General features: G+C 70.2%; 17 protein-coding genes and 1 tRNA gene. 7 read left to right on the plus strand and 11 right to left on the minus strand.

The window, feature by feature from the left end; all coding sequences use genetic code 11:
- Positions 1-247 precede the first annotated feature (247 nt).
- A complete protein-coding gene (locus tag AB4030_RS21035) occupies positions 248-754 on the plus strand; it encodes a CPCC family cysteine-rich protein (protein WP_442281151.1) in 507 nt (168 codons plus the stop codon).
- A 316-nt stretch (positions 755-1,070) separates the two neighbouring features.
- On the opposite strand, the gene AB4030_RS21040 is transcribed toward AB4030_RS21035, so the two are convergent.
- Positions 1,071-3,764, minus strand: coding sequence for an FG-GAP-like repeat-containing protein (locus AB4030_RS21040; RefSeq protein ID WP_442281174.1), 2,694 nt, complete (start codon positions 3,762-3,764; stop codon positions 1,071-1,073).
- A gap of 1,090 nt (positions 3,765-4,854) precedes the next feature.
- Between AB4030_RS21040 and AB4030_RS21045 the strand changes: the two genes are divergently transcribed.
- Positions 4,855-5,916: a methanogen output domain 1-containing protein gene (locus AB4030_RS21045; protein ID WP_442281152.1), complete on the plus strand. Its 1,062-nt coding sequence runs from the start codon at positions 4,855-4,857 to the stop codon at positions 5,914-5,916.
- 201 nt (positions 5,917-6,117) lie between these two features.
- Here AB4030_RS21045 and AB4030_RS21050 read toward each other — a convergent pair whose 3' ends face one another.
- Both AB4030_RS21050 and AB4030_RS21055 read right to left on the minus strand, forming a co-directional pair.
- The gene (locus tag AB4030_RS21050) at positions 6,118-6,585 is read right to left on the minus strand and encodes a hypothetical protein (protein WP_442281153.1); all 468 of its coding nucleotides are present in this window, start codon (positions 6,583-6,585) and stop codon (positions 6,118-6,120) included.
- A gap of 183 nt (positions 6,586-6,768) precedes the next feature.
- Complete coding sequence (locus tag AB4030_RS21055) at positions 6,769-7,161, minus strand: hypothetical protein (protein ID WP_442281154.1); 393 nt, start codon at positions 7,159-7,161, stop codon at positions 6,769-6,771.
- Positions 7,162-7,216: 55 nt separating this feature from the next.
- On the opposite strand from AB4030_RS21055, the gene AB4030_RS21060 reads away from it, so the two are divergent.
- Positions 7,217-7,804: a tyrosine-type recombinase/integrase gene (locus tag AB4030_RS21060; RefSeq protein ID WP_442281175.1), complete on the plus strand. Its 588-nt coding sequence runs from the start codon at positions 7,217-7,219 to the stop codon at positions 7,802-7,804.
- 104 nt (positions 7,805-7,908) lie between these two features.
- Here AB4030_RS21060 and AB4030_RS21065 read toward each other — a convergent pair.
- From AB4030_RS21065 to AB4030_RS21080, 4 genes are all read right to left on the minus strand, one after another.
- A tRNA-Ala gene (locus tag AB4030_RS21065) sits at positions 7,909-7,984 on the minus strand.
- Between the two features lie 98 nt (positions 7,985-8,082).
- Positions 8,083-13,446, minus strand: coding sequence for a PKD domain-containing protein (locus AB4030_RS21070; RefSeq protein WP_442281155.1), 5,364 nt, complete (start codon positions 13,444-13,446; stop codon positions 8,083-8,085).
- 78 nt (positions 13,447-13,524) lie between these two features.
- Positions 13,525-15,120 carry a dolichyl-phosphate-mannose--protein mannosyltransferase gene (locus AB4030_RS21075; protein WP_442281156.1) on the minus strand — a complete coding sequence of 532 codons (1,596 nt, stop codon included), beginning with the start codon at positions 15,118-15,120 and terminating at the stop codon, positions 13,525-13,527.
- A gap of 64 nt (positions 15,121-15,184) precedes the next feature.
- Entirely contained in the window at positions 15,185-16,036 is an 852-nt protein-coding gene (locus tag AB4030_RS21080) for a CPBP family intramembrane glutamic endopeptidase (RefSeq protein WP_442281157.1), read from the minus strand.
- A gap of 58 nt (positions 16,037-16,094) precedes the next feature.
- On the opposite strand from AB4030_RS21080, the gene AB4030_RS21085 reads away from it, so the two are divergent.
- The gene (locus AB4030_RS21085) at positions 16,095-16,850 is read left to right on the plus strand and encodes a dienelactone hydrolase family protein (RefSeq protein ID WP_442281158.1); all 756 of its coding nucleotides are present in this window, start codon (positions 16,095-16,097) and stop codon (positions 16,848-16,850) included.
- Positions 16,851-17,164: 314 nt separating this feature from the next.
- Here AB4030_RS21085 and AB4030_RS21090 read toward each other — a convergent pair whose 3' ends face one another.
- Both AB4030_RS21090 and AB4030_RS21095 read right to left on the minus strand, forming a co-directional pair.
- Entirely contained in the window at positions 17,165-17,773 is a 609-nt protein-coding gene (locus AB4030_RS21090) for a DinB family protein (protein ID WP_442281159.1), read from the minus strand.
- A gap of 15 nt (positions 17,774-17,788) precedes the next feature.
- Positions 17,789-18,190, minus strand: a complete 402-nt coding sequence (locus AB4030_RS21095; RefSeq protein ID WP_442281176.1) for a DinB family protein — start codon at positions 18,188-18,190, stop codon at positions 17,789-17,791.
- A 234-nt stretch (positions 18,191-18,424) separates the two neighbouring features.
- On the opposite strand from AB4030_RS21095, the gene AB4030_RS21100 reads away from it, so the two are divergent.
- Positions 18,425-19,426 carry a helix-turn-helix transcriptional regulator gene (locus tag AB4030_RS21100; RefSeq protein ID WP_442281160.1) on the plus strand — a complete coding sequence of 334 codons (1,002 nt, stop codon included), beginning with the start codon at positions 18,425-18,427 and terminating at the stop codon, positions 19,424-19,426.
- A 39-nt stretch (positions 19,427-19,465) separates the two neighbouring features.
- On the opposite strand, the gene ppc is transcribed toward AB4030_RS21100, so the two are convergent.
- A complete protein-coding gene (gene ppc / locus AB4030_RS21105; RefSeq protein ID WP_442281161.1) occupies positions 19,466-22,306 on the minus strand; it encodes a phosphoenolpyruvate carboxylase in 2,841 nt (946 codons plus the stop codon).
- A gap of 184 nt (positions 22,307-22,490) precedes the next feature.
- Between ppc and rsmI the strand changes: the two genes are divergently transcribed.
- Positions 22,491-23,321, plus strand: a complete 831-nt coding sequence (gene rsmI, locus AB4030_RS21110) for a 16S rRNA (cytidine(1402)-2'-O)-methyltransferase (protein WP_442281162.1) — start codon at positions 22,491-22,493, stop codon at positions 23,319-23,321.
- 140 nt (positions 23,322-23,461) lie between these two features.
- Positions 23,462-23,887 carry an OsmC family protein gene (locus AB4030_RS21115; RefSeq protein WP_330476399.1) on the plus strand — a complete coding sequence of 142 codons (426 nt, stop codon included), beginning with the start codon at positions 23,462-23,464 and terminating at the stop codon, positions 23,885-23,887.
- A 79-nt stretch (positions 23,888-23,966) separates the two neighbouring features.
- Here AB4030_RS21115 and AB4030_RS21120 read toward each other — a convergent pair whose 3' ends face one another.
- On the minus strand, positions 23,967-24,398 hold the full coding sequence (locus AB4030_RS21120; protein ID WP_442281163.1) for an SRPBCC domain-containing protein: 432 nt from the start codon (positions 24,396-24,398) through the stop codon (positions 23,967-23,969).
- Positions 24,399-24,439 lie beyond the last annotated feature (41 nt).

Consider the following 24,439-nt stretch of genomic DNA (forward strand, 5'->3'; position numbering starts at 1 on the left):
TCGAGGGCGACCGTGACCCAAGCGTCGCCTTCACCCTCGGGAGGGCGCGCCTGCCATGAGACCGTGCCGCCGGGTTTCCGACAAAGAACAGCCGAGATGTAGCCGTCCTCGGTTTCCGGGAGCTCGAGTTCCACGCCGGCGTCAGGCAGTGAGATCCGCTGCGTCATGTCCGCGATGATGCCGCAGGCACGACCGCCCCGCGGCATGAGCCTGAACAACGGCGCTGTCGACCGGCAGAATGAGACCCGTGACCGATCGACACGCATGCCCGTGCTGCGGGTATCGCACACTGCTCGAGCGCGACATTTACGAGCTGTGCCCGGTCTGCTTCTGGGAAGACGATCCGAGCGAGTCTCGCGAGCCTGGATTTGCTCTCGGCGCCAAAGGTGTCAGCGTCGTGAAGGCCCAACAGATGTACCTGCGATCGGGCGCCATGCATCCGTCGTTCGTGAACAAGGTCCGTCCGCCCCAGCCTGAGGAAGCACGGCCCGCGGACTGGCGACCGCACGAGGCTTCCAACCTCGATGTCGAGCATGTGATCACCAGGGATGAGGCCGGCGAACTCTTAGGGGTTGCGTCTTGGCACATCACCTACAAGATCTTCCAGGGCGACCTCGTGAAGGGCAAAGGTACAGACCCCCTCGCCCGATACGTGACGCAGTCCTCCGTGCGCGAGGAACTCATCTGGCAGGCGAATGCGGGGCCGCTCAAGAGAGCCGGCCAGCTACTGAGCCACCTATTTCAGTGGTTCTAGGCGGATGCTGCGCAGTGATCGCGACGACCGGCCGCCCAAGAGCGAATGGTCGGGCGTCGCGCGACGAGCTGCATGACCGGATGTCGCATGGAGGTGCGGTCACGCTCTTCGTAGCCGCGTTCCTGTGCGAGCTGCGCTTTGCCCGAGATTGGCGACAGTTGTAGCCCGAGGTCGAGCAGGCTCCGGAAAGCAAGGCGCCATTCGGGGACATGTGGGCGGGGACCGCGCGCGGCACACGGCGCGCCACGGTCACGCAGGCGTGACGATGGCCCCACCCGGGGTGCGGGCGGGACCATCGTCGGTGCGCGAGCTGGGGTCAGCGCACCCCGAACACGGTGGGGAAAGTCCAGCCCCAGCCGGCCCGGCGACCGGCGACGGTGAAGCGGCCGGTGCCGCTGCCGTCGTACACCATGAAGGTGCTGTCCGGCTTAATCCCCACGATGTCGTCGTGGCCGTCACCGTTGAGGTCTCCGGCGGAGAAGATCGTCCGGAAGATGCCCCAGCCGGCGCCGACCTGGACGCCGCCGCCGTTGAACCCGCCCGCGCCGTTGCCACGGTAGAGGTACAGCGCGCCACCGGGGGTGCGGCCGAACAGCGCCGGGTGACCGTCGCCGGCAAAGTCGCCGGCGCTGATGACGGTGTTGAACATGTTCCAGCCGGTGCCGATCCGCACGCCGCCGCCGATGAACCCGCCTGCACCGTTGCCGCGGTACAGGTAGAGGTCCCCGCGCGGGGTCCGGCCGAGCAGGTCGGAGTTGCCGTCGCCGTCGAAGTCGCCAGGGGAGAGCACGGTGTTGAACATGCCCCAGCCGGTGCCGATCTGCACTCCGCCACCACTGAACCCGCCGGCGCCGTTGCCGCGGTAGAGCATCAGCGCCCCCGAGGGCTTGCGGGCAAGCAGGTCCGCGTTCCCGTCACCGGTGAAGTCGCCGGGGGAGAACACGGTGTTGAAGATGTTCCAGCCGGCGCCGATCTGCCATGAGTTGTTGACGTAGCCGTTCCCGTTGCCGGGGTAGAACCGGAGGCTTCCGGTCGAGGTGACGGCGAGGATGTCGGAGATCCCGTCCCCGTCGAAACCACGCGCCGAGACTACCCAGCTCTTCGAGACCACGGCCGACTGCTTGCCGCCGGGGTCGGTCACGCGGGCGCTGACCGTGTGGGTCCCGACGGTGAGCCCGGCGAGGGGCAGGGTTGGGCCGCAGGGGCTCCAGGTGGTCGCGGCGTCGAGGCGGCACTCCCTGCTCAGCGATCCCGCTGCGTCGTCACCGTCAGCCGCGCCAATCGAAGCTGTGGCGCTCCGGGCGGTGTAGGCCGGGACGGTGACGCTGGCCGCGGGCGCGAGCTGGTCTTCCACTGACCACTTCGGGTTGTCCCAGTAGGCGATGCGGGTGGAGAGCTGTCGGGCGCCGGCGCCGTCCGCGGCGGCCACCCACATCGTCGCCTCGAAGTCGCTGGTGTAGCGGGCGAAGGCCACCTGGGTGCCCGTGGGGTCGAACGTGACCGCGCGATTGTCCCCGACCGGCAGCGGCAGCACGTGTGCCCCCGAGCCGTCCAGGTTCATGACCGTGGTGGTGCGACGGCCGGCCATGGAATACCTGTCGTCCCGACGCACGAGGACCAGCTGTCCGCGGTTGGAGATGGTGAAGCCGTCGACCCGGTCGGTGCCCGAGATCACGGTGATGCTGCCGTCGGAGAGGCGGACCCGCACCAGGGCGTCGATGCCGGACTCGCTGCGCAGCACGACCTGGGTACCGTCCGGTGCGGGCACCAGCACCTGGTGGTCCGGGACGTCCGCGATCTTGCGCAGGCCGGTCCCGTCCGGGCGCACGACCCAGAGGGTCCGCAGCTGGGAGGAGTTTCCACGCAAGAAGGCGATGGTGCCATCGGGCAGCCACCGCGCCTCGTAAGGGAAGTCTGCGTCCGGGTTGGCGAGGTTGTCGGTGCCGGGCACCGCCGTGCACTGCTCGGTCGCAACCGGGCACACCGTCAGAGACTGACCACTGCCAACCGGGCGAGGTCTGAGCCACCGGGTCCGGGACGGGTCGAGGTCGACTCGTTCGACCGTCAAGGGCCGGCCCGCGGAAGGGGGCGCGTCGGGGGTGAAGGAGACGGCGGGGCCGTGCCAGTCGTTGCCCACGACCTCGCTGGTGACTGCGGGCACGTCGAGGAGGACATCGGGTGACTCAGCGAACCGCCCGTTCGCCGCCACCAGGGCCAGGCGGCGCGGGCCTGCGCCTGGCACGTTGACCTGAGTGGCGGACTTCGGAGCGGTGGCGACCAAGGTGCGGCCGCCGCCGGTGACGTCGTAGACGCGGTAGCCGACACCCGGCAGTGTGCTCGGCGCCTGCCACGACACCGTCGCCGAGAGTCGCCCCGGCGCCACGGTGAACGCGGTGGGCGGTTCCACCGGGCTGTAGCCCTCGATGGACAACGGCACGACCAAGGTCGTAGGGCTGTCGCCAGGGACGAGTAGGTCGTCGGAGTAGGTCCAATCACTCGCGTTAACAGCTGTCACCGTGACCGTCACTGTGCACGTCTGCCCGGTCACCAAGGTGACACCCGCGCAGTGGTCCCCGCCCGGGACGACCTTGAACAGCGACGGATAGAAGTAGGAGGCGACTTTGGACGTGCCGGCCTTCCACGGCCTGTCCCCGGTGTTGGTCACGGTCACGTCACGGGTGATCACAGTGCCGCTGAGGGCGCCCACGTAGACGCTGGCGGCGCGCGGAACCGACACAGCGCGAGTCGGGTCGTTGTCCCCGATCCGGATCTGAGCGGCGCCGCAGACCCCCGTCAGGTCGGCAGACAGCGCCGCGACCTCCCCCGTCGCGGTCGGCTGGGCCATATAGACCGTCAGGGTGCCGTCAATGCAGTTGTAGTCCCCGCGGTCACGGGTCAGCTTGACGGTCTGCTCCGGGTCGGACCCGTTCGGACTGAGGACCCAGGAGCCGGTCCGGGCCGGCCACGCCATGGTCATCGTGGCCGAGCCGCCGGTCGAGGAGTCCTTCACCAAGACGGTGACCGTTGCGGAGGCAGGGTCGACCCGCGATGTCGGGGTACCCGCGACCGGGCCGGCAGGATACGAATCGCCCTCCGAGAACCGCGTTGAGGTGACCTGTGCACCGATCACGGCAATGTCGCCTCCCGTGGCAGCGAGGGCCACGGGCGCGGCAACCAACAGCGCTGCGACCCAGCCCAGCACGACCATCCCGGCCACCGCGGCTATGCGAATACGTCGCACCGTTCCACCCCTGCTCCTACACAGCGCGCCCCAACGGGCACGATCCGCGCAAGCGTAGAGTCTGGTATGGCCCTTTGGTGGTCAAAAGCCGGAAAGGTGCGATTTGTGCAGATCGAGCATCCTGCGCTCCGCAACCACGGCCTCCAACCAGGTCAGCGAACCACAACGGCGACGTTCGGAGTTCGGCTGCGAAGCACCCGCCCCTGTGCCGGTCTCTCGTCGGGGTGGCCAGCGGCATGAACAGCAGGGCCGAGACTTCCTCACATCGGCACGACCGGTCGGTGGCAGAAGCGGACGTTTCGTAGAAGGCAGCGCACGTCCTGAGGTAGCGCGGAAGGGTCCACGGTGTAGCAGTGCCTCTTCCGCCCTGACGCCGGAGTCAGTCTTCAGGCTCGGCCACCTGAGCGGCGTTCTCATCGGGCTGTGTCTGCTCCAGCAGTCATTCCGCCAGCCTCCGTGCATCGCTTCGGGTCATAGGTCCGCGTAGCTGGGCATTGAAAGACCCGTCCTGTTTGCGGTCCACCCAGCCCGTTGCACCCACCGGCATCGTCGACATGCCCAGATAGTAGGGCTACCGACCATCACGCCGGCGGGGGTGCGATCCTCGAGGTGGACCGACCCGCGGCCTGAGAGCGGCATGTGCGGACATCCCGCCTTGTGAAGTAGATGCAGGTCTCGGGTGCCTACTGGGTTGTGTTAGCCCGCCGGTGGTTGAACTGGCCATGGAGCCTCGCAGAGCCGAAGATTCGACGCTGGCACCGGTTGATGAGCGGTGACAAGTCCTTCATTCAGGCGCCGCAGGGTTAGACAGAACGACGCAAACCTTGCGACGGGAACGATCACTGGGGACACTCTGCCCATGGACTGGTTCCTCGGGGACGCCGACCAGGTCGGCGACTTCAGACGTGAACTCGTCCGTCACCTGACGCGACATGCAGCCCCGGGAAGCGACGCCGCCATCGCTGATGCCAGGTTGGTCGCCTCCGAGGCCGTTGGCAACGCTGTCCGGCACACGGGTGGACCCGTGTGGGTCTCGTTGACGTGGACGTCACAGCTCCCAGTGCTGCAGGTCTTTGACATCGGGCCCGGCTTCGACGTGGCAAGCCTCGACCGGATGGAGCACGGTTCGGTCCCCGCGCCCGCCCTCACCGCCGCGCCGGGGCCCGCTGGCGAGGTGCCGGGGGAGGCGAACGGGCTCTTGGCCAGCGCCCAGCTCGAGGCCGAGTCGGGTCGGGGGTTGCTCATCATGCAGGCGCTGGCACCGGATGTGGAGGTCTCGCTCAGGAAGCACGCCGGCGTCGTGGTCACCTTTCGGCTGCCGGTGCCGCGCCGGCGGACGGCGAGCGTCGACCCGCCACGACACCACAGCGGCGTGCTGCCGACCCTCCAGGAGACGCGACCGGAGGGCGGTTTCGGAAGAGAGTCGTTCCTACGGGCTCTGGTCGTGCAGATGTCGCGTGCCGTCGAGGAGCAGCACGGGCCGGACGCCGCCGAGATTGCGGTCGCCCAGGTCGGCACCGACGTGGGTGGCCAGATGGAGGCGGAGTTCCGGCTCGCCGAGGAGATCACGGGCCGGTTGACACCGGAGCAGATGGGCCGCTGCTACGTGCGGCTGAAGCAGGCGATCGAGGGCGACTTCCGGGTCGTCGAGGCGAGCGCCGAGCGGATCGTCCTGGAGAACACGCGGTGTCCCTTCGGCGACCCTGTTCGCCGTGCGCCTGCACTGTGCCGCATGACGTCGAGCGTCTTCGGCGGCATCGCCGCACGTAACACCCAGGACGGAGCCTCGGTGCTGCTAGAGGAACGGATCGCCGTGGGTGACCCGGGGTGCCGCGTCGTGGTCTACCTCGGTCCAGCTCCGGCTGAGGTCGAGCCGTTCGCCCACCACTACCTTCCCCCGGGCTCGTCCGGCCACGAGTGACCGCAGTCGGCGACTTTCATCACGAGAGTGTCTTCTGCTTTCACACCCCTGGGTGCAGCGGGTTCTGGGCGTGGAGGACCGGCTGGCAGAGTTCCAGTGATCCGTCTGCGGCATTGGCGGACGTTGTCCGACGAGCGGCATTTCCGGACGTCCTCCAAGCGATCACGTCCCGCCCTTGCGGGAGTCTCTGATGCGGGCCGGTCAGGTCCGCGTGCCTTCCACCGTCTCGACTTGGCGAAGGATCTGGAGGTCCGCGGAAAGCAGCCGAAGAAGGACTCGGCCGCTTGGCGGGAAGCTCAACCTGGCAAGGAGGTAGGCATCCCCCTGGATCTCGACGAGGGGAAGAGTTCCGTCGTGAAGGTCTGCCAGCAGGCAACGCCAGAAGGTACTTGGGTCGCCGAAGAGTGCCGGCGGCCTTGGATCCGCAGTGATTCCGCGGTCCTTGATGGCCAAGGTGAATGATCCGTTCAACGACGTGGGCTCCGTCGGCAGATTCCCGTCCGGGCGGTCCTCGTACTCGACAGGGATTCGCGCCTCTCCCGTACGGGAGAAGCGTTCCTGCCTCGGTGCCGCGCCTCGTTGACGACGGCGCTCTCTAACCCCGTAGTAGGTGACGAAGATAGCCAGGGTGAGCGCGATGCCGGCCAGACCAGCTACAAGTTCATCCACTATTTCTCTCTGCTCTCGCAGTCCGGCGGGAGCACCCCGCCGACCAGGCTCTGCGTCGTCGGCAACCCCGGAAGTCTAGGCAGTCGCGCCCGGCAGTAATCGGAGGAGCCTCATCGCGGCAATGTCGGACCTCCCGTCCTCCGGGCGGCATGTGCGTGTGATCCGATTCAGCACCTGGTGCGCTCACTGAGGAGGAGCAGTCGGCCCGTCCTCTTCACGGGCATCCTTGGTCGGCGGCGTCGGGTGGCTTCGCTCCCAAGCCTCCCGGGCGCCGGCCAAGGGCTTCGAGAGCAGCTCAGGGCGGCTGGCCAGTGGGAAGAGATCCTGTCGGACCTTTCGGTAGGCCTCGCGCCCGGCCGCCGCGACGTCCGAATCGTCAGACGTCTCGCGCGGAGTTGTCGCGGCCGCCTGCTTTGCCTGCCCGCCCTGGGGCTGGCGATGCGTGATGAGCAGGTAGAGAGTCCAGGGCGTCGTGAGGACAAGGCAGCCCACGGCTAGAGCAACCCAGCCGGAGTCGAAGACCCGGTTTGCGACCCAGGCCGCGGCGGCGACGGCGACCACGAACGCAACACGCACGCTCCACGCGATGGCCCAACGGCGACGGGCCGAGCTCGGCTGTCCTGCTCCCGGCATGGCGTCTCCTGATGAACGATCGACTACTTTGATTCTGCCGTTTCCGCGGCATGCTGGGGTCCGTGGACCCGCCGGTGAGTCGAGGGCGGCGCCCCGGCTCGCCGACATCCTTCTCGTCCTCGCCTGGACAGGCGTGCGGTGGGCAGAGGCCCGGTCGCTGCGGGTGGCCGACGTCGTCGAGGTCCCGACGCCGGGGCTGCTGGTCCGTCGGTCCCAGCCGGAGGGTGGCGCGGTCAAGTCCGCCAAGGGCCGGTCCTCGCGCCGCGTTCCGCTCGCCAACCGGGTGCTTCCCCTCGTGCTCGATATGAGCGTCGGCAAGTCTCCCGGAGACCTGCTGCTCACGACCGAACGCGGGTCGCGGCTGCACCGCTCGGCCGTGCTCCGCACCCTGCAGTGGCCTACCACGGGCCGCGGGCGCCGGATCCACGACCTGCGCCACACCGCCGCGTGCCTGTGGCTGGCCCGTGGGTCGACCCCGGAACGGTCCAGGCGTGGATGGGTCACGAGTCCATCGGCACGACGAACCGCTACCTGCACTTCCTCGGAACCGGGGCCGATCTGGTCGGGCTGGCGAGGCTCAATGTGACCCCGGGGGACACCGGGGGGACACATCGTCGGGATACGGGCGGATGACAAAGTCAGAACCCCGCCCCTCCTGCAGGTTTCCGCAGGTGGGACGGGGTTTCCATGTGGTGGAGCTGAGGGGATTCGAACCCCTGACCTTCTCATTGCGAACGAGACGCGCTACCAACTGCGCCACAGCCCCTTGGTGCGGAAGGAACGATAACACCACGGCGACTGCCGCACCCAATTGACCGGCCGACGGCGGGCGCCGCGTCGGAGGGCTCCGGCGCGGCGCCCGGGCTACGGCTGGAAGGTGAGCAGGAGGGCCGCCCACGTGCCCGCCGTGGTGCCGTTGGCCTGGAAGGTGCCGACCGCCGTCGGCAGCTGGTAGGCCCGGCCCAGGTTGGTGTTCGCCGTGGCCTGTGGGGTCAGCGCCGTCCAGCCGGACGTCCACGTCGGGTTGCTCGACGAGGTGAACGAGGACACCACGCCGTACACGACCTCGCGGGCCGACTTCGTCAGCGGGGTCGACCCGGACGAGAACAGCTGGCTCGTCCCCGTGGCGGACGCGACCTGGTCGACCTTGGTGACGCCGAGCAGGTCATCGGCCACCATCCGGTAGGTCGTCGCGCCCGGGAACGTCGCCGTGATCTTCGCGCCCGCCGGCAGCGGCTTGGTCGTGAGCCCGGTGAGGACGACGAGTCGGGCGCCGCTGACGGTCACGGACCGCGCCACGCTGTAGGTGTTTCCAGCGGTGTCGGTGGCGGAGACATTTCCGGTCCCCGACTTCGCCAGCATCTCGAGGGTGACGACGACCAGGTGGTTCTGCTGGACGGTCGTCGTCGGGCCGAGGGTGATGACGCCACTGGAGCTCGTCACGGTGGACGAGGCGGTGCCGACGGTCCCGACGTAGCCGGGCAGGGGTGCCGTCACGGTCACCGATTTCGTGGTCGCGGCGGTCTTGCCGGAGGTGTTGGTGACCGTGAGCGTCACCGTCCTGGTCCCCGTCGTCGTGTACGTGTGCGTGGCGGTCGCGCTCGCCGAGGCGGCCGTCGTGGTCCCGTCGCCCCAGGCGAAGCCGTAGGTCAGGGCCTGGCCCTGCGGGTCGGTCGAGGCCGACGCGTCGGCCGTGACCGTCACCGGCGCGGTGCCGCTGGACGGGGTCACCGTCAAGGAGGCCGTCGGCGGCGCGACCGCCGCCACCGTCACCGTTCTCGTGGCCGTGGCGGTCTTGCCAGACGTGTTGGTGACCGTGAGCGTCACCGTCCGCGTGCCGATCGTCGTGTAGGCGTGGGTGGCCGTCGCGGTCGCCGAGGCGGCCGTCGTCGTGCCGTCGCCCCAGGCGAAGCCGTAGGTCAGGGCCTGGCCTTGCGGGTCGGTCGAGGCCGACCCGTCGGCTGTGACCGTCACCGGCGCGGTGCCGCTGGACGGGGTCACCGTCAGTGACGCCGTCGGCGGCTGGATCGGCGCCGTCACGGTGACGGGGCCGGTGGCCGTGGCGGACAGGCTCGACGTGTTGGTCACCGTCACCGCGACGGTGTATCTCCCCGCAGCCGAGTAGGTGTGGGTGACCCTCGAGGTCGCCGACGCCGGGACCGTGGTGCCGTCACCGAAGTCGTAGGCGTACGAGAGTGCCTGTCCCTGTGGGTCGTTCGACGCCGACGCGTCGGCCGTGACCGTCACCGGCGCGGTGCCGCTGGACGGGGTCACCGTCAGCGATGCCGTCGGCGGCTGGGTCGGCGGGGGAGGCGCCGAGACCGTGACGGTCTTCTGGTCGGTCGCAGTCAGCCCTGACGCGTTCGCCACCGTCGCCGTGACCGTGTAGCTGCCCGCGGTGGCGTAGGTGTGGCTCGCGGTCGCCGTCCCGGAGGCGGGCACGGTGGCACCGTCACCGAAGTCGAACGCATACGAGAGGGTTTGTCCCTGCGGGTCGGTCGATGCCGAGGCGTCGGCGGAGACCTGCAACGGTGACGTGCCGGTGGACGGCGTGACCGTCAGCGAGGCCGCCGGCGGCAGGTCCGGCGGGGGAGGCGCCGAGACCGTGACGACCTTCTGGTCGGTCGCGGTGAGCCCGGACGTGTTGGTGACCGTCACCGTGAGCGTGAACTTGCCGGCGGCCGTGTAGGTGTGGGCCGAGGTCGCGGTCGTCGATGAGCCGGCCGTGGCGCCGTCACCGAAGTCGAACGCATACGAGAGGGCCTGCCCCTGGGGGTCGCTCGATGCGGACGCATCGGCCATCACGTTCACGGGTGCCGTCCCGCTAGTCGGGGTCACGCCGAGCGAGGCGACGGGCGGCTGCGCCGGCGGTGGCGGCGGCGTGACGGACACGGTCCGGGCGGTGGTGTCGCTGAGGCCGGACGCGTTGGTGACGGTGACCGTGACGGTGTAGCTGCCGGCGGCCGTGTAGGTGTGGTCGGCAGTCGCGGTCGCCGACGAGGACACCGTGGTGCCGTCACCGAAGTCGAAGGCGTACGTCAGGGCCTGGCCCTGTGGGTCGATCGACGCGGATGCGTCGGCGGTCAGTGCGAGCGGTGCGGTCCCGCTGGCCGGCGTCACCGTCAACGAGGCGGCGGGCGGCTGGACGGTCGGGGCCGTCGTGACCACCGTGGCGGTCGTCGCGGTGCTCAGGCCGCTGGCGTTGGTCACCGTCACTGTCGCCGTGAACGTGCCGACGCCGGTGTAGACGTGCGTGGCGGTGGGCGACGACTGGGCCGGGAGCGTCGTCTTGTCACCGAAGTCGAACGCGTACGTCAGGGCCTGGCCCTGCGGGTCGGTCGAGGCCGACGCGTCGGCCGTGACCGACAACGGGGCGGTGCCGTTGGCGGGCGTCATGACGAGGCTCGCCGAGGGCGGCTGGACCGGCGGTGGGGGCGGCGAGACGACCACCGAACCACTCGCCGTACCAGTGAGGCCGGAGGTGTTCCGGGCAGTCACGGTGACCGTGTACGTGCCGGAGGACTGGTAGGTGTGGCTCGCGACGGCGGCCGGCTGCCCGGCCAGGGTCGTGCCGTCACCGAAGTCGAACGAGTAGCTGAGGGCCTGGCCCTGTGGGTCGGTCGACGTGGACGCGTCGGCGCTCACGGCCAGCGGGGCCGTTCCCGTGGTCGGCGTCAGCGTCAGGCCCGCGACCGGCGGCTGCACCACGGGCGGCTGCACGTCGGGCTGGTACTCGTAGGCGCCGAGGTCGTCGTAGAGGCGGGGACCGGCCGCGAACGTGTTGGCGACGTTCGGGTCGCGGACGCGCGGGTAGCCCAGGATGTCGGTGGGCTGCGCACCGGGCACCCCGCTGTCACCGCGGTCGATGGCTGGGGAGCCCTCGCGCAGCGAGAGGTCCCACGTGCCGGTGTCCGAGAACTTCGGGTCGGCCTGGACGCCCGCGGCCTCCTGCCCGGAGGCCGTGCGCATCGCGGTGAGGCTGGTGAACGTCGTGCCCCACGCATACATGACGCCGGTCTTGCTGAGGTAGACGAGGTTGTGGTCGACCAGCGTGCTGTTCTGGGCGCCGTCCCAGACGCCGATGTTGCCGGCGCGGCGGGCGCACGCGATCCCGGCATAGGCGGGGTAGACGGCGTTGTCGACCGCGACGTTGTTGGCGATCCGGTAGCTGCCCGACGTCGCGCCCTCGAGGTTGATGCCGCTCGTGCAGTTGCGGAACACCGTGTTGCCGACGATCGTCCCGCCGGTCACGTTGAGGTTGTCGATGCCGTGGTCGCCGTTGTTGTACGTGACGTTGAGGGTGACGAGGTTGTTGTTGCCGCCCGTGTAGAGCTGGATGCCGGAGTCCTCGTTGTCGTGGGTCACGTTGCCGGTGACGACGTTGCCCGGGCTCGTGACGTTGATGCCGTTGGCGTTGCGCTGCCAGCCCTGGGCGTTGAAGCTCGACTCGTTGTCCGTCACGGTGTCGCCGGTGGAGGTGTTCGTGACGTAGATGCCGGTGTCGCTGTTGTGGTTGGTGTTGTTGTCGGCGACGAGCGAGCTGTTCGTGGCGCGAATGCTGATGCCGGGGGCGGTGGCTCCCTGAGCCTGCCGGCCGGCGTTGGTCACCGTGTTGCCGCGCACCGTGACATGGTCGCTCTTCGTCACGTAGATGCCGTCGCCGATCGTCCCGGTGAAGGTGAGGTTGGACAGGGTGATGTAGCTCTTTGCCGAGATGTAGGCACCGTTGGTCACGCCCGTGCCGATGACGGGGTTGCGGCCGGGCCAGCTCGTGATGGTGATCGGGGCGCTCGCCGTGCCCGACGCGGACGGCTTGATCGACTCGGCGTAGGTGCCGTCGCCGATGTAGAGGACGTTGCCTGCCTGCAGGCGGCTCACGCCCTTGGTGACGGTGCAGAACGGCGCGCTCGACGTGCCGCTGCCCGAGTCGCTGCAGACCGGGCTCGTCTTGTCCACGTAGAAGGAGGTGGCGACCGGCAGCACCGGCGGCGTGCCGATGACGTACTCGTCGATGACGCTGCCCGCCGAGCACGTCATGTCCTCCTTGGTGGTCGACGAGTCGCAGATCGCCTGCAGCTTGAGGCCGGTCGGGCCGACGTCGACGCGCATGTGCGACAGGTGGAAGGTACGGAACGCGGTGCGCGGGTCGGTGCTCGTCCACGGCGTCTCGAGCGACGACGGGGCGCCGACGGTGACGTGAGTGACGCCCTGGATCGGCTGGAACCGCTCGTAGTCGTGCGAGTGGCCGTTGATGTTGAGGACGTACTTGCTGTAGCTCTGCCCGAACCCGTCGAGGATCGAGGCGATCTGGGCCTCGCCGGGGTGGTAGCCGGTCGAGTATGCCGGCCGGTGGCCGTACGTGACGATGTACTTGATGTTCGGGTCGTCCTGCGCCTGCCGCATCAGCGGACCCGCCTTGGACTGCCAGTCGGTCCAGGCGCCCGTCCACGGCTCGGGGTAGGCGATGAACCGCACCGAGCCGGCGTCGAACCAGCCCCAGTCGTTGCCGCCGGACGAGATCGCCGGCGAGCCGGGGGAGGCCGCGGCGTGCGGCATGAGCAGCCGGCCCTTGTAGTTGCGCAGGTCGTCCGAGCCCGCGACGTCGTACTCGTGGTTGCCCCACGCGGGGATGTACGCGGCCCGGGTGCTCCACCCCATGACGTCGTTGAAGTGCTGGTCGACCGCCGCGATCGTCGTGCCGTTGGCGTAGGTCAGGTCGCCGACCATGAGGACGAACGACGGGTCGTCGGCGCTGATGTTGTCGAACGTCGCGCCGAGCTTGGAGAAGTTCACGGTGTCGCCCACGTCGCCGATCGCGTCGAAGCGGAAGCTCGACGTGGGAGGTGCGTGGAACGTGTAGTCCGGTCCGCCGCCGATCGAGTAGTGGTACGTCGTGCCCGGCACCAGGCCGCCCAGCTCGAGCTGCCAGAAGGGTCCGGGCGACGACCAGGGCGTCCATCCGGGGGCAGAGGCGGTCGCCGTCTGGCCGTATGCCGTGCTCGTGCCCCACCGCACGTCGTTTGCGGTGCCACGCCAGTCGATCGCGACCGACGTCGATCCGGTGAAGGTGTAGTGCACCTCGTCAGCCGCGCCGGCGGTCCAGCCGGGGGAAGCCGGAGCCCCCACGAGCAGAGCCGCCGCGGCCACGACGGCCGGTAGCAGTCGGGCCAGCCACCGAGGGTATCGGTGCAGTCCACGGGCATTTGACGTCGGCGACCCCATGATCATGCGCTGACGCTAGGGACGGCCACCGAACCGGTCGACCTGCTGCCGTCGGAAGGTGTCCTACGTCAATGGCTGTAGTCCTCAGACCCAGCTGGGGAACCACATCCGGCGCTGCCACTCCTGCAGCGGGATGACGTCGGCGACGTAGATCGGGTGGAAGAACGCGAACAGCCCCATCGTCAGCAGGACGAAGGCACCCATGACGCCCAGGCCGATCCGGCGCCGGGTTGACGACGCGTCGCGGCCGCCGATGACCAGCCCGAGCACGTACACGCACGCGAGCACGACGTACGGCACGAAGGCGACCTCGTAGAACGAGTAGATCGTCCGGTTGCCGAGGAAGAACCACGGCAGGTAGCCGGCGAACAGGGCACAGAGGATCGCGCCGGCGCGCCAGTCCCGACGCAGCGCCCACATGAAGAGCAGCACGAAGATGGCGAGCGTTCCGCCCCACCAGATCGACAGGGTGCCGATCGAGGTGATCGCCTTGCTGCACTGGTCGACGAGGCACCCGTCGGCGCCCTTCTTCGGCCCCTCGTAGAAGAACGACGTCGGCCGTCCTTGGATCAGCCAGGACCACGGGTTCGTCTGGTACGGGTGCGAGCTCGTGATCGCCTGGGTCGAGGCGTACATCTGCTGGTGGTAGGCCCACAGCGAGCGCCACCAGTCGGGAAGCCAGCCGTAGTCCGTGTCGGGGTTGTTCTGCGCCCAGGTGCGGAACGATCCGCCCTTCGTGAGGATCCAGCCGGTCCAGCTCGCGATGTACGTGACGACGGCGGTGACGGCGACCTGCCCGAACGCATACGGCCCGTCCTTGACGACTCCGCCGACCGACCAGCCGCGCACTCCGGCGGCCCGGCGCGCACCGAGGTCCCACAGGACGGTGAGCAGCCCGAAGAAGACGAGGAAGTAGAGGCCCGACCACTTCACGCCGGCGCAGAGGCCGAGCATGATGCCGGCGACCCACCGCCAGGGCCGCCAGCCGAGCCACGGCCCCATCCACGACATGGCGGAGCGCGTTCGGTCGCCGACGCGGCGGGCCAGCACCTCCCGGGCCTTGTCGCGGTCGATGAGCAGCGCCCCGAACGCCGCGAGACCGAAGAACATCACGAAGATGTCGAGCAGGCCGGTGCGGGAGTGGACGAAGTGGTGTCCTTCGAAGGCGAGCAGCGCGGCCGCGACGGTGCCGAGCAGGTCGGAGCGGAAGAGCCGGCGGGCGATCCGACCGAGCATGAGGATCGAGATGGTCCCGGCTAGGGCGACGGCGAAGCGCCAGCCGAAGGAGTTGAGGATGCCGAAGGGCGCCTCGCCCCACCCGATGAGCCACTTGCCGACGGGCGGGTGGACCACGAAGTCGCCCTCGGTGCCGTAGATCATCGGGTCGTTGGCGGTGAAGTGCTGGTCGACCTGGTTGGCCTGCTGCAGCACCTCGTCGTTCTTCATCTCGAACCAGTAGAGGACCATCGACCAGCCCTGCTTGACGTAGTACGTCTCGTCGAAGACCAGCTGGTGCGGGGCGCCGACGTGCCAGAAGCGCATGAAGCCGCCGACGAGCATGAAGAAGAGCGGGCCGCCCCAGCCGAGCCAGGCGATGCGCCCGGCCGTGCGCCGGGTCAGGCGGAAGTCGTTGGCCGGGTCTCCGAGCAGGCGAGCGCGCACCTGCCTGGCCGAGTTCATGGGCGCCATCGTATGCAGTGTCGCTGGGTGGGTCGCGCAGGCTCCGCGCGTGCGTGCGGGACGGTCAGAGCGAGACGCCGCGGGCCCGCAGGACGGAGTAGCCGACGAACGCGACGATGTCGAGGATCGAGTGGCACACGACGAGCGGCATGACGCGGCGGGTCCGCACGAAGACGAGCCCGAGGACGAGGCCCATGACGATGTTGCCGGCGAAGCCGCCGAACCCCTGGTAGAGGTGGTAGCTGCCGCGGATGACCGCCGACAGGCCGATGACGAGCGGCCACGACCATCCGGTCTGGCGCCAGCGGGTGAAGAGGTAGCCGACCATGATGACCTCTTCGAGCAGCGCGTTCTCGATGGCGGCGAGGACGAGCACGGGCGCCGACCACCACACGGCCTCGAGGTTGGCCGCCGACACCTGGGTGTTGATGCCGATCGCCTTGGCGAGGAAGTAGAAGCCGAGCCCGGGGATGCCGATGACGGCGGCGAGGCCGAGTCCGCGGAGCAGGTCGCGGACCGGCTCCCGACGGTCGAGTCCGACGAAGTGGCCGGCCCGGACGTCGACCGCGGGCCGGTGGATGTGGTTGAGCAGATAGAGCGCGAGCGCCACCGCGACGAGGGGCAGGACGATGCCGGCGAGCTGGTAGGCGAGGTCGAGCCAGGGCCGACCCGGGGTCGCCGACTGGTTCATCGCCGTCGTCTGCTGCGACAGCGGGACCGGGCGGGTCAGCTTCTCGATGATGCTGAGCACGGCGTAGACGGCGGACGACCCGAGGCTGACGCCGAGGACGAGGACCGTCTCGCGACGGAGCCCGCGCTGCACGGCCGGTTCCGTGACGGGGGCGGGGTCGCGCTCCGAGGGGGCGAGCAGTCCGCCGAACCGTTTGCGCTCTGCCGCGATCGCTGGGGTCGACATGCCGTCAGCGTAACTTCGCGGGGGACGCGGGGCCGGGCGTCGGCGTACTGTCGCTGTCATGTCGCTGCTGGCGGAGTGGGAGGCGGGGCGGCACGAGGCCGACGGCCGCGCCTACCCGACCTACCGTCGCGGCAACGGCCCGGCCGTCATCGTCATCCACGAGAGCCCGGGCCTCACCCCCGAGGTCATCGACTTCGGTGACGACCTCGTCCGGGCCGGCTTCGCCGTCGTGCTGCCGCACCTCTTCGGCAGCTCGCACGCGCCACCCCGGACGTGGGAGGCCGCGCGCGTGGTGCCCCGGCTGTGCCTCACGCGGGAGTTCACGATCTTCGCGGCCGGGCACACCGCGCCGCTCGCCGGGTGGCTGCGGAGCCTGGCCCGCACGGTGCACGCGACGGACGGCGGCCCCGGCGTCGGGGTGGTCGGCATGTGTGTCACCGGTGGGTTCGCCCTGGCGATGATGGTCGAGCCGGCCGTCGTGGCGCCGGTCGTCGCGCAGCCGGCGACCCCCTTGCCGCTGGGCGCCAGGCGGGCCGCGGACGTGAACCTCACCCCCGAGGACCTGGCCGCCGTCGCCGAGCGGGTCGCGCAGGGCTGTCCACTGCTGGGGGTGCGGTACCGGCACGACTGGGTCACCGGCACCCGCTTCGACACGCTCCAGCAGGTGCTCGGGGACGGCTTCATCCGGGTGGAGCTCGCGGGCTCCGGGCACGCGACGCTGACGGACCACCGCCACCCCGAGGCCGTCGATGCGGTCGTCGGCTTCCTGCGGGAGCGTCTGCTCCAGCCGCCCGAGCCACCTCGGAAACAGTGACGAGACCCCGGTGATCCGTGGATCGACGACCAGTTTCTCGAAAAGCCTGCGAAGCCTGCGCGGCGAGGGATAGAACTTCCTCACGCCCTCCTTTCGGGGAGAGCGGGACGACTCGGAGACGAGGGTCCACACGGTGGGGCAGCCCACCGCGGCAGCCGGGTGACGAGGCGGCCGGGACCGGAGGAGACGAGACGTCGATCGGGAGTGTCACCATCGACCGGTCAAACCAGAAGGGCCCTTGAGACTCATACTCCCAAGGGCCCTTCGCCTTTGTGCTGCCTTTGTGCTGCCTTTGTGCTCCGGCGACTGTCGGGTCAGGCCGGGGCGTCGGCTGCCGAGCGCCACGGCTTGAGCCACGGCGTCTCGGGCCAGCCCGCGCGCGCCGCGACGAGCTCGTACATCGTCGCCCCGTCGATCGACTCACGGACGATGTCGGCGTGCCCGGCGTGCCGGGCGAGCTCCTCGACGAGGTGCATCGCGACCCAGCGCACCGACCACGCGTCGACGTCCTTCGGGAACCACGGGGCGTCGCGCGGCACGGGCACCGCGGCCCCGAGGTCGGCGTGGCGCAGGACCTCCCGCGTCACGTCCCCCTGCGCCGCGAGCGCGGCCACGAGCGACTCGAGCGTGTCGTCGGCCGTGACGCGGAAGTCGTCGCCCGAGGCGGTTGCCTGCTGCTCGACGGACTGGTCGGGTGGCGGCGGCGCCTCGGGTGCGGCGGCCATTCTCTCGGTCCACCCGCGCTCGCACGTCGTGACGTGCTTGATGAGGCCGCCGATGCTGAGCGTGCCAGCGGTCGGGGCGAGGCGGATCTGCTCCTCCGTCAGGCCGTGGGCGACGGTGACGAACGCGTCGCGCTGCTGGTCGAGGTAGGCGATGAGGCTCTCTCGCTCGTCGGCGACGGGTGGGACGTGGGCTGCCATGGCTCGTTCCTGCTTTCAGTCGTTGCGGTGGGCGTAGAGGTCACGGAGCAGGGCGATCTCGGCCCCGTGGTGGATGAGCTCGCGGTTGATGTGGAGCACGAGCTCGACGCGCGGGTGCTCTGCCCACGGACCCTCGCTCGGGCCGCAGGGCTCCGCGAGGGCCGCCTCGTCCCACCCGCGCACGCCGGCGGTCCACGCGGCGAACGCCTCGTCGATCTGGGTGAGCGCCTCGTGGGCCGTGCCGGCGTAGTCGAAGGAGAGGTAGTCGACCTCCGGTCCGCCGAAGTGGCTGTGCACCCGGGCGCCGAGCACACCGACGACGATGTGGGCCAGCCGCCACGCGATGGTGGTCATCGGCGCCGGGACCGGCTCGGGGTAGGCGAAGTCGATCGTCAGCTCGCCGCTGCCACCCTGGATGCCGGTCGTGCCCTGCCCGCGAGGGTGGACGTTCCAGGCTCCGGGGGTGGGCTCAGAGGTACTCCTCGTCGGTGAGTCCCTCGAAGCGGGGGCGCAGCTGGTTGGTCCAGTGTCGGGCGGCCTGGTCGAGCAGGACGGAGGTCCAGTCGATGGGGGTCTGTGTCGTGGTCATGGATCGAGAATGCTCGTCATATAGGACAGTTCCTGTCCGCTGAGGCTGCCAGACTCGAGGACATGTCCTCCTCGTCCGACGGCACCGGCACTGCGGCCAGGGTGTTGCGCCTGCTCGACCTGCTGCAGAGCCGTCCGGTCTGGAGTGGCACCGAGCTCGCCGACCGCATGGGCGTCACGACCCGCAGCGTGCGCCGCGACGTCGAACGGCTCCGCGACCTCGGCTACCCCGTCAACGCCGCGCACGGCGCGGGCGGCGGCTACCAGCTCGGGGCCGGGCGACGCCTGCCGCCGCTGCTGCTCGACGACTCCGAGGCGGTCGCCGTGGCCGTCTGTCTCCGGCTCGCGGCCGGGGGCACCGTCGAGGGTCTGGGGGAGGCCGCGGTGCGCACGTTGGCCAAGCTCGACCAGGTGCTGCCCGGTCGGCTGCGCGCGCAGGTCGAGGCCATCCACGAAGCCACCGTGACGCTCGACAGCGGCGTCGAGCGGGTCGACGCCGCGACCCTGCTCCTGCTGGCCCGTGCCTGCCGGGAGACCGAGCGCGTCACCTTCGCGTATGCCGGCCCGCGCGGTTCGGGCGAACGCCGCGTCGAGCCCTACCGCCTCGTCGCCACGGGACGCCGGTGGTACCTGTTGGCCTACGACCTCGACCGTGACGACTGGCGCATCTTCCGGCTCGACCGCATGACCGACGCGCAGTCACGCGGCTGGCGCTTCAGCCCTCGTGAGGCCCCCGACGCCGCCGAGCACGTGCAGCGCTCCATCTCCGGTGGGGCCTACGACCACGTTGCGCGGGTTCGCATCGAGGCCCCGAAGTCGTTGGTGGACCAGCACGTTCCCGCGTCGGTCGGCACGGTGACGGCCGAAGGTCCCGACCGTTCCCTCTTCGAGGCGGGCGGCAACGACCTCGGCGCCATGGCGATGCACCTCGGCGCCATGCCGTGGGAGCTGACCGTCCTGGATCCACCGGAGCTGCGCGACGTCATGCGCGAGCAGGCGGCCCGGATGCTCCGAGCCGCCGGCGGGGCAGGTGCGCGCGATGCCGGTGACACGGCCCACGAGTGAGCGAGCGGTCGCACCCGAGCCGCGGGACGGCATACGTGCTCAGCCCGTGTTGCGCAGCCCGGCGGCGATGCCGTTGATCGTCAGCAGCAGCGCTCGCTGCACGTCCGTGTCGGGCTCGGTGTCCTCGGGCACCGCACGCGACCGGGCGAGCAGCGACGTCTGCAGCGCGTGGAGCGGCGCGAGGTAGCTGTCGCGCAGGTGGAGCGTGCGGCGCAGGACGGGCGCCGACTCGAGCAGGTCCTTCTGTCCGGTGACGCGGAGCACCTCCTCGACGGTGCGGGCGTGCTCCTCGCGGATCGTGTCGAAGACGCCGGCGACGTCGTCGGGCACCAACGTGCGGACGTAGCCCGCCGCGATCTCCAGGTCGCTCTTGGCCAGCGTCATCTGCACGTTCGACAGGAAGGTGCGGAAGAAGGCCCAGGAGCCGTACATCTCGCGCAGCGTCTTCTCTCGGCCGTCCTCGCGGGCGGCGGCGAGACCCGACCCGACCCCGAACCAGCCCGGCAGGATGATCCGGGTCTGCGTCCAGCCGAAGACCCACGGGATGGCGCGGAGGTCCTCGAGGCCGCCGGTCCCGCCAGGGCGCTTGGAAGGGCGGGAACCGATGTTCATCTTCCCGAGCTCGTCGACGGGCGTGGCCGACACGAAGAACGGCACGAGGCGGGAGTCGCCCACCAGGCCGCGGTAGGCGTCCTGGCCGCGGCCGGCGACGAGGTCCATCGTCCCGTTCCAGCCGTCGAGGACGTCCCGCGGCAGCAGCGACCTGCGGTGCAGCACCGACGCTTCGAGGACCGCGGCGAGAGCGGTCTCGAGGTTGAACCGTGCCAGCCCGGGCAGGGTGTACTTGTCGCTGATGACCTCACCCTGCTCGGTGATCTTGATCGGGCCGTCGAGGCTGCCATACGGCTGGGAGAGGATCGCCTCACCCGTCGGGCCACCCCCGCGGCCCACCGAGCCGCCTCGACCGTGGAAGAGCCGCAGCACGACGCCGTGCTGGCGGGCGACGTCGCGCAGCGCGCGCTGCGCTCGGTGGATCTGCCACTGGGACGCGGCGATTCCCGCGTCCTTGGAGGAGTCGGAGTAGCCGAGCATGATCTCCTGCACGTCACCCCGGGCCGTGACGACGCGGCGGTACGACGGGTCCGAGAGCAGCGCGTCGAGGAGCGGGCCGGCCGCCTCGAGCTCGGCGACGGTCTCGAAGAGCGGGGCGAAACCGATCCGCGCGGTCGCGGGGGTGGTGTCGTCGCCGGTGTCGAGGAGCCCGGCCTCGCGGGCGAGGACGACGACGGCGAAGAGGTCGTCGACGTCGTGGGTCATCGAGACGATGTACGTCTCGACCGCCTCGGGACCGTAGGTGTCCAGAGCCCGCCTGATCGCCGTCATGAGCGAGAGGGAGGCGGATGCCGCGTCGCCCACGTCGTGGAGACCCGCTCCCGTGAGCGGTCGGCGCGAGGCCATCTCACGCGAGAGCAGCTCGATGCGCGCCGGCGCGTCGAGCTCGCCGTAGGGGGTGTCGAGCTCGCCGATGCGGTCGTAGAGCTCGGCGAGGGCGGCATGGTGCTTGGCGCTGTGCTCACGGATGTCGAGCGTGGCGAGGCCCGTGCCCGTGGCGACCACGGTCCGGATCAGGCGGAGGATGGCGCCGTCGGCGGTCAGGGCGTCGCCGCCGGCGTGCATCGAGTCACGGATGAGCACGAGGTCCTCGAGCAGATCGTCGAAGGTCGCGTAGTCGCGACCGGGCTCGTGCGCGGTGCCGTGGGTGAGGCGGTCCCGGGTCCGGAGCAGGCGCACGCGGACGAAGCTCAGCTTGAGCCGGTAGGGCTCCTCCGCGTTGAGGCGCCGGACCGCGTCGTACGTGACCGGGAGGGCCGCCGCGTCCCGCTCGAGGCTCTCGCGCATCGCGTCGGTGACCTCGACGAAGCGGGTCGAGGACGACAGCTCGTGGAGCATGTGGTCGAGCTTCTCGACGAGCTCGGCGATGCCGGCGTCGTGCTGCATGCCGATGACCGCGAGGGTGACCGCAGGCGTCACGTTGGGGTTGCCGTCGCGGTCGCCGCCGGCCCAGGCCCCGAAACGCAGGGGCCGGGCCGTCGCCGGGAGCTGGACGCCGATGCCCGCGAGCGTCCGGTCGAGCTCGGCGAGCAGGTCGGGCACCACCTGGTCGGCGAGGAACCGGAGCGTGTGCAGGGCCGTGCGCGCCTCGTCGGTGGGCTCCGGCCGGACGATCCTCAGCTCGTCGGTCTGCCACATCATGTCGACGAGCTCGGCGAGCCGTCGCTCGGCTCGCGGTCCGTCGGTGGCCGGCCGGCGCGGGTCCTCGAGCTCGTCGACGGTCACCGCGATGCGGCGGAGCAGGTTGAGGACGGTGCGGCGCGTCGCCTCGGTGGGGTGGGCGGTGAAGACAGGCCGGTACTCGAGGCGGGCCAGCACGTCGTCGAGCTCGTCACGCTCCAGGGTGCCGGCGTCGAGCGCTTCGCCGATGCGTCGCACGGTCGCGGCGAGCGGCGCCTCGTCGACGGCGCTCAGCTCCTGCCAGCGGTGCAGCTGCTCGGTGACGTTGACGAGCTGGAAGTAGGCGGTGAACGTGCGGGCCAGGATGACGGCGGTCGGCGCATCGACGCCCTCGAGAAGGGCGCGCAGCTCGGCATCCTCGGGCTCGCGGGCCAGCGCCCTCACCCGCTCGACGAGGGCGAGCAGCTCGGGCCCCTCGTGCCGCGTCAGGGCCTCACCCAAGAGCGTGCCGAGCTGTCGCACGGAGGCCCGGAGCGCGGCGTGCTGCTGCGCCGACGAGACCCCGGAGGCGAACGTCGCGACGTTCGGCTCTCGGCGGTCGGCCTCGAGGAGCTGCTCGGTCGTGTCGGTGCGGCTCTTGGTGCTCATGGGTCTGTCGTACCGCGTCGACGTTTCACGAGCGTTTCGAGTCCACGATGGGGACCTCTCATTGGACACGAGAGTTCACCACGTGGACAGTTGTCGCGGCCGGCGACCTCTCGCTGCAGCGACAACCCACCAGGTGGCGCACTGTCGCGGCCGGGGGCGTGAGTGGCCCTGCGAGGATGACGCCATGAGCACCGGAACCCTCGTCCTGGCAGCCACGCCGATCGGCGACCCGCGGGACGCCGCGCCGCGCCTGGCGCAGGAGCTGGCGACCGCCGACGTCGTCGCGGCCGAGGACACCCGCCGTCTGCGCCGGTTGCTCACCGACCTCGCCGTCACCCCGACCGGGTCCGTCGTCAGCTACCACGAGCACAACGAGGCCGCCCGCACCCCGGACCTCGTCGGCCGCCTCGTCGCGGGGGAGCGCGTCGTCGTCGTCACGGACGCCGGGATGCCGTCCGTCTCCGACCCCGGCTACCGTCTCGTCGCTGCTGCGGTCGAGGCAGGAGTACGCGTGACGTGCGTTCCCGGGCCGAGCGCCGTCCTCATGGCGCTGGCCGTCTCGGGGTTGCCCGTCGACCGGTTCTGCTTCGACGGTTTCCTCCCGCGCAAGCCGGGGGAGCGCGCCAAGGTCCTCGCCGAGGTCGCCGAGGAGCGTCGCACCATCGTCTTCTTCGAGGCGCCGCACCGGCTGGCCGAGACGCTCGCGGCGATGCGGGACGCCTTCGGGCCGGAGCGTCGGGCAGCCGTGTGCCGCGAGCTGACGAAGACCTACGAGGAGGTCCGACGCGGCACTCTCGACGAGCTCGTCGCCTGGGCGCAGGAGGGCGTCAAGGGCGAGATCACGGTCGTCGTGGCGGGCGCCGAGCGGGTGGTGCCCTCCCTCGAGGAGGCCGTTGCCGGCATACGACAGCGGGTGGATGCCGGGGAGCGGCTCAAGGACGTCGCGGCCGATGTCGCGTCGCGGACGGGCCTGTCCAAGAAGGCGCTCTACGACGCCTCGCTCGCGGCGCGCTGAGCCGCGAACGCGCCCGTCGGAACGTCTCGACAGGCGAGCCCCTTGCCGCGAGGGGAACAGCGGGTAAGGCTTGCGTAGTTCTCTTCCCGGAGGCCGGCGACCCGTCCGGCCGCGTCGACAGGACAGCGAAGGAGCACGGCATGGCTACCACCCGCACCGCCAGCACGCACTGGGAGGGCTCCCTGTTCGAGGGGTCCGGCCAGGTGAGCCTCGAGAGCTCGGGCATCGGCACGTACGACGTCAACTGGCCTTCGCGGGCGGAGTCCTCGAACGGCAAGACGAGCCCCGAGGAGCTCATCGCCGCAGCGCACTCCTCGTGCTACTCGATGGCGCTGTCCAACGGGCTCGCTCAGGCCGGCACGCCCGCCACCACGCTCGACACGACGGCCAACGTCACCTTCGTGCCGGGCACGGGCATCACCGAGATCGCGCTGAGCGTCGTCGGTGACGTCCCGGGCATCTCCGCCGAGGACTTCCAGGCGGCCGCCGAGGATGCCAAGACCAACTGCCCCGTGAGCCAGGCCCTCAAGGCCGTCCCGATCTCGCTCGAAGCGCGCCTGGGCTGAGGCCCCACCGTCACGCCGATCGGCGCCGACCCGCACGTCGGCGCCGATCTGCTTGTGCTGCAGTGATTTTCCGGATGGCTCAGGTGGACTCCACCGTGGCCTTGTAGGCGTCGAGCATCGACTGCCAGTTCTGCCCGAACTGCTCAGCCTGCTCCTGCGAGTCGTTACCGTCCTGCTCGAGCGTGACGGTCGTCGGCCCGGAGCCGTCGCCCTCGAGCGTGTAGATGATCGTGTGGTAGTTCTCGGGCCGGTCCTCCTGGCCCATCAGGGGGCTGTAGTGCGTGACCGAGAGGCGGCGGGGCGCATCGGCCTCGAGCACCTCTCCCTTGTCCTGGTAGGGCTTGCCGTTCATCTCGCCCTGCCACGTGATCGGGCTGCCGACCTGCCAGTCGGTGCTGACCTCGGTGCCCACCATCCACTGCCGGACGGTGTCCGGGTCGGTGAGCGCGTGCCACGCCTGCTGCGGCGTGGCGTCGACCGTGACCTTCGCGTGTGCAACATGACCAGTCATCCCCCTGTCCTACTCCCGTGGGGGCGTCCGTTGGGCGTATG

The sequence above is a fragment of the Terrabacter sp. 2YAF2 genome, from assembly GCF_052114705.1.
GTDB lineage: Bacteria > Actinomycetota > Actinomycetes > Actinomycetales > Dermatophilaceae > Terrabacter.

Coding starts and splice junctions, on each gene's coding strand:
- AB4030_RS21045 (WP_442281152.1), top strand. CDS start 4,855: ATGGACTGGTTCCTCGGGGACGCCGACCAGGTCGGCGACTTCAGACGT.
- AB4030_RS21060 (WP_442281175.1), top strand. CDS start 7,217: ATGGCGTCTCCTGATGAACGATCGACTACTTTGATTCTGCCGTTTCCG.
- AB4030_RS21070 (WP_442281155.1), bottom strand. CDS start 13,446: ATGATCATGGGGTCGCCGACGTCAAATGCCCGTGGACTGCACCGATAC.
- AB4030_RS21075 (WP_442281156.1), bottom strand. CDS start 15,120: ATGAACTCGGCCAGGCAGGTGCGCGCTCGCCTGCTCGGAGACCCGGCC.
- AB4030_RS21080 (WP_442281157.1), bottom strand. CDS start 16,036: ATGTCGACCCCAGCGATCGCGGCAGAGCGCAAACGGTTCGGCGGACTG.
- AB4030_RS21085 (WP_442281158.1), top strand. CDS start 16,095: ATGTCGCTGCTGGCGGAGTGGGAGGCGGGGCGGCACGAGGCCGACGGC.
- AB4030_RS21090 (WP_442281159.1), bottom strand. CDS start 17,773: ATGGCAGCCCACGTCCCACCCGTCGCCGACGAGCGAGAGAGCCTCATC.
- AB4030_RS21100 (WP_442281160.1), top strand. CDS start 18,425: ATGTCCTCCTCGTCCGACGGCACCGGCACTGCGGCCAGGGTGTTGCGC.
- ppc (WP_442281161.1), bottom strand. CDS start 22,306: ATGAGCACCAAGAGCCGCACCGACACGACCGAGCAGCTCCTCGAGGCC.
- rsmI (WP_442281162.1), top strand. CDS start 22,491: ATGAGCACCGGAACCCTCGTCCTGGCAGCCACGCCGATCGGCGACCCG.
- AB4030_RS21115 (WP_330476399.1), top strand. CDS start 23,462: ATGGCTACCACCCGCACCGCCAGCACGCACTGGGAGGGCTCCCTGTTC.
- AB4030_RS21120 (WP_442281163.1), bottom strand. CDS start 24,398: ATGACTGGTCATGTTGCACACGCGAAGGTCACGGTCGACGCCACGCCG.